Genomic DNA, 13,758 nt, shown 5'->3' on the forward strand with positions numbered 1-13,758 from the left:
AGCTAAGCCCCGCGCCCCGCTCCGTTTTTAAGGCCCCTTGCATGTCCGATCCTCGTTATCAGGTCGACGTCAGCGTCGTCACCCGCTATCTGGCAGAACAATCGCAACCCGAGCACGACCGTTTTGCCTTCGCCTACACCATCACCGTGCAAAATAATGGCGAATTGCCCGCCAAGCTGCTTTCACGGCACTGGGTCATCACCGATGGCGACGGGCATGTCGAAGAAGTGCGCGGCGCAGGCGTGGTAGGCCAGCAACCGCTGATCGACCCGGGCAAGAGCCACACCTACAGCAGCGGCACGGTCATGAGCACCAAGGTCGGCACCATGCAAGGCACCTACCAGATGCTTTGCGACGACGGCAAACATTTCGATGCCATCATCGCGCCCTTCCGCCTGGCGGTGCCCGGAGCCCTGCACTGATGGCAACCTACGCTGTCGGCGACCTGCAAGGCTGCCTTCAGGCCCTGCAATGCCTGCTCAAGAAAGTAGCGTTCGACCCTCAACGTGATCGCCTGTGGCTGGTCGGCGACTTGGTCAATCGTGGCCCGGAGTCTCTGGAAACCCTGCGCTACCTCTACAGCATCCGCGAATCGCTGGTGTGCGTGCTCGGCAACCACGACCTGCACCTGCTGGCGGCCGGACGCAACATCGAACGCCTGAAGAAGGCCGATACCCTGCGCGAGATCATCGAAGCGCCCGATAGCGCCGAGCTGCTCGAATGGCTGCGCCAGCAAAAGCTCCTGCACTACGACGAACAGCGCAACGTTGCACTGGTCCATGCCGGCATTCCACCCCAGTGGTCGCTGCGCAAAGCCTTGAAGTGTGCCGCCGAAGTCGAGACTGCCCTGCGTGACGACAACCTGCTGCCGCCTTACCTCGATGGCATGTACGGCAACGATCCGGCGAAATGGGACAGCGACCTCAAAGGCGTGACCCGCCTGCGGGTGATCACCAACTATTTCACCCGTATGCGTTTCTGCACCGCCGAAGGCAAGCTCGACCTCAAGAGCAAGGAAGGCCTCGATAGCGCCCCACCAGGCTACAAACCCTGGTTCCAGCACAAGGAACGCAAGACCCGTGATGTAAAAATCATCTTCGGTCACTGGGCAGCACTGGAAGGCAACATCAATGAGCCGGGCATCTCGGCCCTCGACACCGGCTGTGTCTGGGGCGGCGCCCTGACCCTGATGAACGTCGACAGCTTTGAGCGCCTGTCCTGCAAATGCGACGAACACGGTCATGCCGTGCCGCCAGTCGCCTCAACCATTCCCCAAACATCGCCAGCCAGCGCACCGCGCTAAACTGCCCATTCTGCCGAGCCACAGGAGCCCGCCATGAGCGAATTCAAACGTATTCCCCCGGAACAGGCCCAAGCCCTGCGTGAACAAGGCGCAGTGGTGGTCGACGTCCGCGACCCGGCCACTTTTGCCGCCCTGCACATCGCAGGCTCCAGGCATCTGGACAATCATTCCCTGCACGCCTTCATCCAGGGCGCCGACCTCGACGCCCCCACCGTGGTGGTCTGCTATCACGGCAACTCCAGCCAGGGCGCGGCTGCCTACCTGATCAGCCAGGGCTTCTCCGACGTGTACAGCATGGATGGCGGATTCGAGTTGTGGCGTACGACCTATCCTGCGGAAACGGCGCAAGGCACGTCCGAATAATTTTTTTGTAACGTTGCAGGCCCCGGCTCCCGCGGGCTCGCGTGGTGGCAGACGAACGGTCTGCCACAACAAATTACGTATCTCGCCTTTACCTCCCGAATTCCCAACTATCCTTAAGCCCAGGCCATCCAAAACAGGGGAGAGCCGGTACACCGGCGCACGGGTCATCGGGAGTAGCTTTCGGGGTAGTCAACTCCGGGAGAGTTCTGGGGGGTAAACAGCAATCGCCTGTTCGGTTGCTGCCAGCATCGACTGAGTGATCCGGCGTCGGCTCCACGTATCGAGCGAGGTGACGTCATGAGTATCTTTAGCCACTTCCAACAACGCTTCGAGTCCACACGCCAGGAAGAACTCTCTCTGCAAGAGTATCTTGAGCTGTGCAAAAAAGACCGCAGCGCCTACGTTTCCGCCGCCGAGCGTCTGCTGCTGGCCATCGGTGAACCGGAACTGCTCGACACCTCGACCAACTCGAGACTGTCGCGCATCTTCTCCAACAAGGTAATCCGTCGCTATCCGGCCTTTGAAGACTTCCACGGGATGGAAGAATGCATCGACCAGATCGTGTCGTATTTCCGCCACGCCGCTCAAGGCCTGGAAGAGAAGAAACAAATCCTTTATCTGCTCGGCCCTGTCGGTGGCGGTAAATCGTCCCTGGCCGAGAAGCTGAAACAGTTGATGGAAAAAGTGCCCTTCTATGCGATCAAGGGCTCGCCGGTGTTCGAGTCGCCCCTGGGTCTGTTCAACTCCACTGAAGATGGAGCGATCCTCGAGGAAGATTTTGGCATTCCACGGCGCTACCTCAACACCATCATGTCGCCTTGGGCAACCAAGCGCCTGGCCGAATTCGGTGGTGACATCAGTCAATTCCGCGTGGTGAAACTCTACCCGTCGATCCTCAACCAGATCGCCGTGGCCAAGACCGAACCGGGCGACGAAAACAACCAGGACATCTCGGCGCTGGTGGGCAAGGTCGATATCCGCAAACTGGAGGAATTCCCGCAGAACGACGCCGACGCCTACAGCTACTCGGGCGCCCTGTGCCGGGCCAACCAGGGTCTGATGGAGTTCGTGGAGATGTTCAAGGCACCGATCAAGGTGCTGCACCCACTGCTGACCGCCACCCAGGAAGGTAACTACAACAGCACCGAAGGCCTCGGCGCGATTCCGTTCACCGGGATCCTGCTGGCCCACTCCAACGAATCGGAGTGGCACACCTTCCGCAACAACAAGAACAACGAAGCCTTCATCGACCGGATCTACATCGTCAAGGTGCCGTACTGCCTGCGGGTCAGTGACGAAGTGAAGATCTACGACAAGCTGCTGTTCAACAGCTCGCTGGCCAAGGCGCACTGCGCGCCGGACACCCTGAAGATGCTGGCCCAGTTCACCGTGCTCTCGCGCCTTAAAGAGCCGGAAAACTCCAACATCTACTCGAAGATGCGCGTGTACGACGGCGAGAACCTCAAGGACACGGATCCGAAAGCCAAGTCGATCCAGGAATACCGCGACAACGCCGGTGTCGACGAAGGCATGAATGGTCTGTCGACCCGTTTCGCGTTCAAGATCCTGTCGAAGGTGTTCAACTTCGATCCGCACGAAATCGCCGCCAACCCGGTGCATCTGCTCTACGTGCTGGAACAACAGATCGAACAGGAACAGTTCCAGGCCGAGACCCGCGAACGCTATCTGCGCTTCCTCAAGGAATACCTGGCACCGCGCTACATCGAATTCATCGGCAAGGAGATCCAGACCGCCTACCTCGAGTCCTACAGCGAGTACGGCCAGAACATCTTCGATCGCTACGTGCTGTACGCCGACTTCTGGATCCAGGACCAGGAATACCGCGACCCGGAAACCGGCGAAATCCTCAACCGCGTCGCCTTGAACGAAGAACTGGAGAAAATCGAAAAACCGGCCGGCATCAGCAATCCGAAGGATTTCCGCAACGAAATCGTCAACTTCGTACTGCGCGCCCGGGCCAACAACAACGGCAAGAACCCGACCTGGCTCAGCTACGAAAAACTGCGGGTGGTCATCGAGAAGAAAATGTTCTCCAACACCGAGGACCTGCTGCCAGTCATCAGCTTCAATGCCAAGGCCAGCAAAGAGGACCAGCAGAAACACAACGACTTCGTCACACGGATGGTCGAGCGGGGCTACACCGACAAACAGGTACGACTGCTGTCCGAGTGGTACCTGCGGGTCAGAAAATCACAATAACCCGCTGCCGGTCAGACCGGTTGTCGTCAGCCAGAGACCTGTGTGCGCTTTTTCTGTTACACAGGCCTCTGGAAGGTGTTCGAAAGTCGGTAGCGAGTTCAGGCAGCATCCAAAGCGCTTGGGGGAGCGTTCAATATCCCTCGGCTCTCGGTTCGATGCTGCATCACCGCTCGCCCCTTTCAGGACAGCTTCTAAGGAGCAGTCATGAGCTATGTGATCGACCGACGTCTCAATGGCAAGAATAAAAGCACGGTGAACCGGCAGCGGTTTCTGCGGCGCTACCGTGATCACATTAAAAAGGCTGTCGAAGAGGCGGTCAGTCGGCGTTCCATTACCGATATGGAACACGGCGAACAAATCAGCATTCCCGGGCGCGATATCGACGAGCCGGTGCTTCACCACGGGCGCGGTGGCAAACAGACTGTCGTGCACCCGGGCAACAAGGAATTCACCACTGGCGAACATATCGCCCGCCCACCGGGAGGCGGTGGCGGTCGTGGTCCCGGCAAGGCCGGCAACTCCGGTGAAGGGATGGACGAGTTCGTCTTCCAGATCACCCAGGAAGAGTTCCTCGAATTCATGTTCGAGGATCTCGAACTGCCAAACCTGGTCAAGCGCAACCTGACCGGCACCGATACCTTCAAGACCGTACGCGCCGGCATCAGCAATGAGGGCAACCCATCGCGGATCAACATCATCCGCACCCTGCGTTCAGCCCACGCCCGACGGATCGCCCTGTCCGGCAGCAGCCGGGCAAAACTGCGTGAAGCCAAAGAAGAACTTCTGCGACTCAAGCAGGAAGAACCAGACAACTTCGGCGATATTCAGGAAATCGAAGCGGAAATCGAAAAACTCAGCGCGCGCATTCACCGCGTACCGTTTCTCGACACATTCGACCTCAAGTACAACCTGCTCATCAAGCAACCCAACCCCAGCTCCAAGGCGGTGATGTTCTGCCTGATGGACGTGTCCGGCTCGATGACCCAGGCGACCAAGGACATCGCCAAGCGTTTCTTTATCCTGCTGTACCTGTTTCTCAAGCGAAACTACGACAAGATCGACGTCGTGTTCATCCGCCATCACACCAGCGCCCGCGAAGTGGATGAAGAGGAGTTTTTCTACTCCCGGGAGACCGGCGGCACCATCGTCTCCAGCGCCCTGAAGCTGATGCAGGAGATCATGGCCGAGCGTTATCCGAGCAACGAGTGGAACATCTACGCCGCCCAGGCCTCCGACGGTGACAACTGGAACGACGACTCTCCGATCTGCCGCGACATCCTGATCAACCAGATCATGCCATTCGTGCAGTACTACACTTACGTTGAGATCACCCCGCGCGAACACCAGGCCCTGTGGTTCGAGTACGAGCGCATCGCCGAAGCCTTTTCCGACACTTTTGCCCAGCAACAACTGGTCTCGGCCGGGGATATCTATCCGGTCTTCCGTGAACTCTTCCAGCGCAGGTTAGTGACATGACCGCCAAAGAGCAGAAGCGCCAACCCATTTCCACCGGCTCCGAATGGACATTCGAGCTGATCCAGGCGTACGACCGCGAAATCAGCCGTATTGCGGCCGGCTACGCCCTCGACACCTACCCCAACCAGATCGAAGTAATCACAGCTGAACAGATGATGGATGCCTACGCCTCCGTCGGTATGCCGCTGGGTTATCACCACTGGTCCTACGGCAAGCACTTCCTGAGCACTGAAAAATCCTACACCCGCGGCCAGATGGGCCTGGCGTACGAGATCGTGATCAACTCCGACCCGTGCATCGCCTACCTGATGGAAGAAAACACCATTTGCATGCAGGCGCTGGTGGTGGCCCATGCCTGCTACGGCCACAACAGCTTTTTCAAAGGCAATTACCTGTTCCGCACCTGGACCGACGCCAGCTCGATCATCGATTACCTGGTGTTTGCCAAGCAGTACATCATGCAATGCGAGGAGCGCCACGGTATCGACGCGGTCGAGGACCTGCTCGATTCCTGCCACGCCCTGATGAATTATGGAGTCGACCGCTACAAACGCCCCTACCCGATTTCCGCGGAAGAAGAACGTCGCCGGCAAAAGGACCGGGAGGAGCACTTGCAGAAACAGATCAACGATCTGTGGCGCACCATCCCCAAAGGCGCGGACAAGTACAGCGACAAGGATAACGCACGCTTCCCCGCCGAACCTCAGGAAAACATCCTGTACTTCATCGAAAAACATGCGCCGCTGCTGGAACCGTGGCAGCGGGAAATCGTGCGCATCGTGCGCAAGATCGCCCAGTATTTTTATCCACAGCGTCAGACCCAGGTGATGAACGAGGGCTGGGCCACATTCTGGCACTACACCCTGATGAACGACCTGTACGACGAAGGCCTGGTCACCGACGGCTTCATGATGGAGTTCCTGACGTCTCACACGAGCGTGGTGTTCCAGCCTGGTTTCGACAGCCCTTATTACAGCGGCATCAACCCTTATACGCTGGGATTTGCCATGTACCGTGATATCCGGCGCATGTGCGAGGAACCCACCGAGGAAGACCGGCGCTGGTTCCCTGACATTGCCGGTACGGACTGGCTGGCAGCCATCAAGTTCGCCATGAGCAGCTTCAAGGATGAGAGCTTCATCCTGCAGTACCTGTCACCCAAGGTAATCCGCGACCTGAAATTGTTCAGCATTCTCGATGATGACCAGAAGGACGACCTGCTGGTGCCGGCGATTCACGACGAAGACGGTTATCGCATCATTCGTGAAACCCTGGCCGCCCAGTACAACCTGGGCAATCGCGAACCCAACGTGCAGATCTACAGCATTGACCGGCGTGGTGACCGCTCCCTCACCCTGCGCCACCAGCAACACGACCGCAAACCGTTGGGCGAGTCCACCGAAGAAGTGCTCAAACACCTGCACCGCCTCTGGGGCTTCGACATTCACCTGGAAACCCTGCAAGGGGAAACCGTGATGAAAACCCATCATGTGCCGCCCAGAAACGAGCACAGCGAAGGTGATTACGGCCGACTGGACCTGGCCGTCATCCATCTTTGATCAGGCTTGTGCCTCCGCAAGCTCGATGCAGCGGTTATCCTGTCGAGCTAACGGAGGTTTTTCATGCGTATTTATAAAGTCGGCGGCGCGGTACGCGATCGCCTGCTGGGCAAACCGGTTACCGATATCGACTGGGTCGTGGTCGGCGCCACCACCGAAGAAATGCTCGCCAAGGGCTTTCGCCCGGTAGGCGCGGATTTCCCGGTGTTCCTTCATCCAAAAAGCGGTGAGGAGTACGCCCTCGCCCGCACCGAGCGCAAAAGCGGGCGCGGCTACGGCGGGTTCACTTTCCACGCCAGCCCGGAAGTCACCCTCGAAGAAGACCTGATCCGTCGCGACCTGACCATCAACGCCATGGCCGAAGACGATCAGCAGAACCTGACCGACCCCTACCACGGCCAGCGTGATCTCGAAGCGCGCCTGCTTCGTCATGTTTCCCCGGCATTTGCCGAAGATCCCCTCAGGGTCCTGCGTGTCGCCCGCTTCGCGGCGCGGTATGCGACCTTGGGTTTTACCGTAGCCCCGGAAACCCTGGCGCTGATGCGCCAACTCAGCGAGTCAGGCGAGCTTGAGGCGCTGACCCCGGAGCGCAGCTGGAAAGAAATTTCTCGCGCCCTGATGGAGGATCAGCCACAGGTGTTTGTCGAGGTTCTGCGTGCATGCGGCGCACTCAAGGTACTGATGCCGGAGGTCGACGCGCTATTTGGTGTTCCGCAACCCCCGGCCCACCACCCGGAAATCGATACCGGCACGCATACCCTGAGCGTTTTGCAGCAAGCAGCCCTGCACAAGCAGCCGCTGACCGTACGCTGGGCCTGCCTGCTGCACGATCTGGGCAAGGGCCTGACGCCAGAGGAAGAATGGCCGCGGCACATCGCTCATGAGTTCAAGGGCCTGAAGCTGATCAAAGCGGTCAATGAACGCTTCAAGGTACCCAGGGACTGCCAGGAACTGGCGTTACTGGTGGGCGAATATCACACCCACGGGCATCGCGCCCTTGAACTCAAACCATCGACTCTGCTGGAATTGCTGCAAAGCTTCGACGTTTACCGTCGGCCACAGCGCTTCGAGGAGTTCATCGCGGCATGCGAGATGGATGCGCGTGGACGCAAAGGACTGGAACAAAGACGTTATCCACAGGCGGATTATTTACGCGGCGCGGCATCTGCGGCTCGTAGCGTGGCGGTCCAGCCGCTGCTGGAGAAAGGCTTCAAGGGGCCGGAGTTGGGGGAAGCGATCAAGCGCGAGCGGCTAAAAGCCTTGAAAGCCTACAAAGAGACCGCGTCGATCTGAAAAGCTTCGCGAGCAGGCTCGCTCCCACAGGTTTACGCAAACCCTGTGGGAGCGGGCTTGCCCGCGATGGCGTCATCACTGTCACAACAAATCTGAAGGTGTCAGTTGCTCACCGCGCCATTCGAAAGCCACCGGCGCCAACACCTGATCGATCTGCGCTTCACCCCACAAGGTCGCAAAGCTCTTGCCTACACCCGGGTGCATCCGATCCGGCGCAATCAACGACAACGGCCACAGAACGAACGCATTTTTCAGGATTTCTGCCCGCGGCAAGATCAGGCCATCGAAGTTGCCCACCAGATCACCGAACAACAACACGTCGATATCCAGCGGCAAACCTCGGCGATCCGGCGCATAACGACCGTTATCCGCCTCGATGAACTTCAATCGACGGTCGAGCTCCATCAGCGGTAAATCGGTATATGCCGACACCACGAAATTGAAGAAAGGCCCGCTCTTGATGCCCACAGGCTGGCTTTCGAACACCGCCGAACAGCGGATATCCACAAGGAACGACGCCAACGCATCGAGCCCCGCCCGCAAATGAGTTTCACGCTCGATATTGCTACCGAGCCCGAGGTACACCTGAGTCAGCGACATCCGCGCTCGATCTCCACGCCCACACCGCCGCTGGCAGCCGGGACCGCGCCGGGCTTGGTCAGCTTCAGGCGCATCCAGGTGATCTTGAATTCGCTCATCAGCACTTCAACCAGGCGTTCGGCAAAGGTCTCGACCAGTTGGAACTGCGCCTGCTCGGCAAATGCCTGGATGCGCGAGGAAACACTGGCGTAGTCGAGCGCCAGGGTCAGGTCATCACCGGCCGCGGCCGGGCGGTTATCCCAGGCGAAGCTCAGATCAAGACGCAAGCACTGTCGGATGCCTCGTTCCCAGTCGTAGGCACCGATCACCGTGTCGACTTCCAGGCCCTCGATAAACACTCTGTCCAAGCACTTCTCTCCGCTACACGACAAGGGCGCAATGCGCCGTTAGAATCAGGGCTTCCTCGCCCGGAATAGTTAGCATGTTTTGGTTATTGGCGATCCTCGCCTACCTGCTCGGCTCTCTGTCCTTCGCCATTTTGCTCAGCCGCCTGACCGGTAACCCCGATCCGCGAATGAGTGGATCGGGCAATGCCGGCGCCACCAACATGTTGCGCCTGGCCGGCAAGAAACTCGCCATCCTGACCCTGCTCGGCGACCTTTGCAAAGGCCTGCTGCCGGTACTGATTGCGCGTCTTGCGGGCCTTTCGCAGCAGGAACAGGCCTGGATCGGCGTCTATGCCGTCATCGGCCACCTGTTCCCGTTGTACTTTCGCTTTCGCGGCGGCAAGGGTGTCGCCACCGCTGCCGGCATGCTGCTGGGACTGTACCCGCCCGCAGCCCTTCTGGCGGTCTGCGCCTGGCTCCTGACGTTCTACCTGACCCGCACCAGCTCCCTGGCCGCCTTGATCGCCACACCGCTGACCCTGCCGTTGCTGGCCTGGCAAGAACCGGCGGCCCTGCTGCCGATGAGCACGCTGACCGGGCTGATCGTCTGGCGTCATCGCGGCAATCTACGCGACCTGTTTGCCGGGCGCGAACGGCATTTTTAGTTGCCCGGCATGAGCGCCGCTCATCACAACGGCGACAACTGCTCCATCGGCCAACGCGCCTGAACACTGATCGCCAGGCTTTCGCGCTGTCCGGCCTGCAAACGCTGGCAGCCGGCAAAGGCGATCATCGCGCCGTTATCGGTGCAGAACTGCGGACGGGCATAAAACACATCGCCCTTCATGTCGCCGAGCATTTTTTCCAGGGAAACGCGCAACGCCTTGTTGGCGCTGACGCCCCCTGCGATCACCAGGCGCTTCATGCCGGCGGCTTTCAGGGCACGCTTGCACTTGATGGTCAAAGTCTCTACCACGGCCTGCTGGAACGCCAGCGCGATGTCGCATTGGGCTTGCTCGCCGTCGTCCCCGGCGCTGACACACTGCTGCCAGGTGTTCAATGCGAAGGTTTTCAGTCCGCTGAAGCTGAAATCCAGGCCCGGACGGTCACACATCGGACGCGGGAAGACGAAACGTCCTGCAACGCCCTGCTCTGCAAGGCGAGCAATCTCCGGTCCGCCCGGATAATTGAGACCCATCATCTTGGCCGTCTTGTCGAAGGCTTCGCCGGCAGCGTCGTCCAGGGTCTCGCCCAAGAGCGTGTACTGACCGATTCCGTCGACCTGAACCAGCTGCGTATGGCCACCCGAGACCAACAAAGCGACGAACGGAAATTCCGGCGGTTGCGACTCCAGCATCGGCGCCAGCAAATGGCCTTCCATGTGGTGCACGCCAAGGGCCGGAATGCCCCAGGCAAAGGCCAGCGCCTGAGCGCAGGAAGCCCCCACCAGCAAAGCCCCCACCAGGCCAGGACCCGCGGTGTAGGCGATCGCATCGATCTCGGTCGGCACGCAGTCGGCCTCGGCCAACACCTGACGAATCAAGGGCAGCATGCGTTTGACGTGATCGCGCGAAGCCAGCTCCGGCACCACGCCACCATAGGCGCGATGCAGGTCGATCTGACTGAACAGCGCATCGGCCAGCAGCCCGCGTTCACTGTCATATAATGCGACGCCGGTTTCGTCGCAGGAGGTTTCTAATCCCAGTACTAGCATGGGTTTGCGCCTTGTTTAGGCTGAATTCGAAGGCGCGCATAATAGTCGTCGCGTGATGCCCCGACCAGCGGTTTTCGATCAGAGGCTTTGCATTCCGAGCGTTGAGGGGTTAACATCCGCAACCCTTAAAAACCGACGTCTTCAAGTGCTCTTTTGCCGCGAGGATGTTGACCCCGGTAATGAATGAAGGTAGCTCTGGATGCCAGCCGTCAAAGTAAAAGAGAACGAACCCTTCGACGTAGCTCTGCGTCGTTTCAAGCGCTCCTGCGAAAAAGCCGGTGTACTGGCTGAAGTTCGTAGCCGCGAATTTTACGAGAAGCCAACTTCTGAGCGTAAGCGCAAAGCAGCAGCCGCTGTTAAGCGTCACGCCAAGAAAGTTCAGCGCGAACAGCGCCGCGCCGTTCGTCTGTACTAATACACAGACGATCGTAGCAAGCTTCTGCCAAGCCCGGCCCTCAGCCGGGCTTATGGCATTTGCGTAAAACGCTTGATGCTTCACCGTCAAAGCCGCAGATGCGACCGAGACAAATCTGCTTCATCGCGTCAGACCTGGCTCTTTTGCCAGCGGTGCACGTCTTTTCTGACGAGCCTTTCAAGGCTACTGACGAGCACACCCACTGATTCCTCTCACGACGATCAGCCCAAGGCACCTGCTTGCGTGCCAGATGATGAGCTATCCGAGGCCGACAATTGGCTGCAGCGGATTCAGCGCAATACATTCAAACAGTCGAATACTGATAGGCATTAACGTCAGTGGACTTTCGGCAGATACACTTCCCGACAGCGATTACGCAGACGACACTGGTCGAGCCGCACATTTTGCGCGCCTCAAACAATGACCGCCGTTCGGTCGCCGTTCGTTTCGGGTTCCTTTCAGCGCAGATGACGAGAACGCCATGGCCGGGCTAATTCCCCAGAGCTTCATTGACGACCTTCTGAACCGCACCGACATCGTCGATGTGGTCAGCTCGCGCCTGCAGCTGAAAAAAGCCGGCAAGAACCACACCGCCTGCTGCCCGTTCCACAAGGAAAAGACGCCATCGTTCAGCGTCAGCCCCGACAAGCAGTTCTATTACTGCTTTGGCTGCGGCGCTGGCGGCAACGCCCTCGGCTTCATCATGGACCACGACAACCTGGATTTCGTCCAGGCTGTCGAAGAACTGGCCAAAGCCGCCGGCATGGAAATCCCCCGCGAAGAAAGCGGCCGACCGCACAAACCGCGACAGCCGACCGATTCGCCGCTGTATCCGCTACTCAGCGCCGCCGCCGATTTTTATCGCCAGGCCCTGAAAAGCCATCCATCGCGCAAAGCCGCCGTGGACTACCTGAAAGGTCGCGGGCTGACCGGCGAAATCGCCAGGGACTTCGGCCTCGGTTTTGCACCGCCGGGCTGGGACAACCTGTTCAAGCACTTGAGCAGCGACACCCTGCAACAAAAGGCCATGATCGACGCCGGCCTGCTGATCGAAAACGCCGAAAGCGGCAAACGTTACGACCGCTTTCGCGACCGCGTGATGTTCCCCATCCGCGACAGTCGCGGGCGTGTCATCGCCTTTGGCGGCCGGGTACTGGGCGACGACAAGCCGAAGTACCTGAACTCCCCGGAAACCCCGGTGTTCCATAAAGGCCAGGAACTCTACGGCCTTTATGAAGCGCGCAAGACCAACCGCAATCTCGACGAGATCATCGTCGTCGAGGGTTACATGGACGTCATTGCCCTGGCCCAGCAAGGCCTGCGCAATGCTGTCGCGACCCTGGGCACCGCCACCAGCGAAGAACACCTAAAGCGACTGTTTCGCGTGGTGCCCAACGTGCTGTTCTGCTTCGACGGCGACCAGGCCGGCCGCAACGCTGCATGGCGGGCACTGGAGGCGACACTGTCGAGCCTGCAGGACGGGCGCCGCGCGCGCTTCCTGTTCCTGCCCGAGGGCGAGGATCCGGACACCCTGGTGCGCTCCGAAGGCACCGATGCCTTTCGCGCACGCATCAACCAGCACGCGCAGCCACTGGCCGATTACTTCTTCCAGCAACTGACGGAAGAAGCCGATCCTCGCTCGCTCGAGGGCAAGGCCCACATGGCCACCCTCGCCGCGCCGCTGATCGACAAAGTCCCGGGCGCGAACCTGCGCATCTTGATGCGCCAGCGCCTGAGCGAAATCACCGGCCTGAGTGGCGAAGCGGTGAGCCAGCTGGCCCAAAGCGCCCCGCAGGAAGCACCGCCGGCGTACGATCCGGGCATCGATTACGACGCAATGCCCGATTACAGCGACTATCATCAGCCGCAGGCACAGGAAATGTATGTGCCGCAGCAGGAATGGACGCCGAAGAAACCCGGTGCAGGAGGCAAGAAATGGGACAAGAAACCCTGGGACAAGAATGGCAAACGCGGCGGTGATCGTGATCAACCCCGCGCGCCACGGGTGCCCGCCGCCGTAGAACCGCCGACCCTCGCCGCCTTGCGCACGCTACTGCATCACCCGCAGCTGGCCGAAAAAGTCGAGGATGCCGGGCACTTCGCCGCCGAGGATCACACCAACACACAATTGCTGGTGGCGCTGCTCGAAGCCGTGCAGAAGAATCCCAAGCTAAACTCAATTCAGCTGATTGCCCGCTGGCACGGCACAGAACAAGGCCGTTTGCTCAAGGCCCTGGCGGAAAAGGAATGGCTGATTGATGGAGATAACCTTGAACAACAGTTTTTCGACACCATTACTAGCTTGTCAGCCCGCCAACGCGAGCGAAACCTGGAACAACTTCTGCGAAAAGCGCGTCAAAGCGAATTGACCAGCGAAGAAAAAAATCAACTGCGCGACCTCTTGAGTCGCAATGTTTCCGCATCAAACCCGACCTCAACTGGCGCGTGAGGTCATAGCTCAGGTATAATCCTCGGCTTGTTTTTTGCCC

The 13,758-nt window shown here is 59.3% G+C and carries 13 protein-coding genes; 10 read left to right on the top strand and 3 right to left on the bottom strand.

Going from position 1 to position 13,758, the window contains the following annotated elements:
• Positions 1-41: 41 nt before the first annotated feature.
• The 7 genes from apaG (at position 42) to AB4O16_RS13790 (ending at position 8,214) form a co-directional block, all read left to right on the top strand.
• Complete coding sequence (apaG, locus tag AB4O16_RS13760) at positions 42-422, top strand: Co2+/Mg2+ efflux protein ApaG (protein WP_160388403.1); 381 nt, start codon at positions 42-44, stop codon at positions 420-422.
• Complete coding sequence (locus AB4O16_RS13765; protein ID WP_460157916.1) at positions 422-1,303, top strand: symmetrical bis(5'-nucleosyl)-tetraphosphatase; 882 nt, start codon at positions 422-424, stop codon at positions 1,301-1,303. Before apaG ends, AB4O16_RS13765 begins: the two co-directional genes overlap by 1 nt.
• Before the next feature lie 33 nt (positions 1,304-1,336).
• The gene (gene glpE / locus AB4O16_RS13770) at positions 1,337-1,666 is read left to right on the top strand and encodes a thiosulfate sulfurtransferase GlpE (protein WP_060541633.1); all 330 of its coding nucleotides are present in this window, start codon (positions 1,337-1,339) and stop codon (positions 1,664-1,666) included.
• Between the two features lie 297 nt (positions 1,667-1,963).
• Entirely contained in the window at positions 1,964-3,886 is a 1,923-nt protein-coding gene (locus tag AB4O16_RS13775) for a PrkA family serine protein kinase (RefSeq protein ID WP_007980217.1), read from the top strand.
• Between the two features lie 204 nt (positions 3,887-4,090).
• The gene (locus AB4O16_RS13780) at positions 4,091-5,362 is read left to right on the top strand and encodes a YeaH/YhbH family protein (RefSeq protein ID WP_150717988.1); all 1,272 of its coding nucleotides are present in this window, start codon (positions 4,091-4,093) and stop codon (positions 5,360-5,362) included.
• Positions 5,359-6,921, top strand: coding sequence for a SpoVR family protein (locus AB4O16_RS13785; protein WP_460157917.1), 1,563 nt, complete (start codon positions 5,359-5,361; stop codon positions 6,919-6,921). Before AB4O16_RS13780 ends, AB4O16_RS13785 begins: the two co-directional genes overlap by 4 nt.
• Positions 6,922-6,984: 63 nt before the next feature.
• Complete coding sequence (locus AB4O16_RS13790; protein WP_460157918.1) at positions 6,985-8,214, top strand: multifunctional CCA addition/repair protein; 1,230 nt, start codon at positions 6,985-6,987, stop codon at positions 8,212-8,214.
• An 81-nt stretch (positions 8,215-8,295) separates the two neighbouring features.
• On the opposite strand, the gene folK is transcribed toward AB4O16_RS13790, so the two are convergent.
• Both folK and folB read right to left on the bottom strand, forming a co-directional pair.
• Entirely contained in the window at positions 8,296-8,814 is a 519-nt protein-coding gene (gene folK / locus AB4O16_RS13795; protein ID WP_460157919.1) for a 2-amino-4-hydroxy-6-hydroxymethyldihydropteridine diphosphokinase, read from the bottom strand.
• Entirely contained in the window at positions 8,805-9,161 is a 357-nt protein-coding gene (gene folB, locus AB4O16_RS13800) for a dihydroneopterin aldolase (protein WP_419708298.1), read from the bottom strand. The genes folK and folB overlap by 10 nt, the downstream gene beginning before the upstream one ends.
• A gap of 74 nt (positions 9,162-9,235) precedes the next feature.
• Between folB and plsY the strand changes: the two genes are divergently transcribed.
• Complete coding sequence (plsY, locus tag AB4O16_RS13805) at positions 9,236-9,805, top strand: glycerol-3-phosphate 1-O-acyltransferase PlsY (protein WP_007993197.1); 570 nt, start codon at positions 9,236-9,238, stop codon at positions 9,803-9,805.
• Between the two features lie 23 nt (positions 9,806-9,828).
• On the opposite strand, the gene tsaD is transcribed toward plsY, so the two are convergent.
• Positions 9,829-10,854: a tRNA (adenosine(37)-N6)-threonylcarbamoyltransferase complex transferase subunit TsaD gene (gene tsaD, locus AB4O16_RS13810; protein ID WP_460157920.1), complete on the bottom strand. Its 1,026-nt coding sequence runs from the start codon at positions 10,852-10,854 to the stop codon at positions 9,829-9,831.
• A gap of 199 nt (positions 10,855-11,053) precedes the next feature.
• On the opposite strand from tsaD, the gene rpsU reads away from it, so the two are divergent.
• Together rpsU and dnaG are read left to right on the top strand one after the other, a co-directional pair.
• On the top strand, positions 11,054-11,269 hold the full coding sequence (gene rpsU / locus AB4O16_RS13815; RefSeq protein ID WP_002551877.1) for a 30S ribosomal protein S21: 216 nt from the start codon (positions 11,054-11,056) through the stop codon (positions 11,267-11,269).
• 481 nt (positions 11,270-11,750) lie between these two features.
• Positions 11,751-13,718, top strand: coding sequence for a DNA primase (dnaG, locus tag AB4O16_RS13820; RefSeq protein ID WP_460157921.1), 1,968 nt, complete (start codon positions 11,751-11,753; stop codon positions 13,716-13,718).
• Positions 13,719-13,758: the final 40 nt, after the last annotated feature.

Source organism: Pseudomonas sp. S2_H10 (assembly GCF_054668285.1).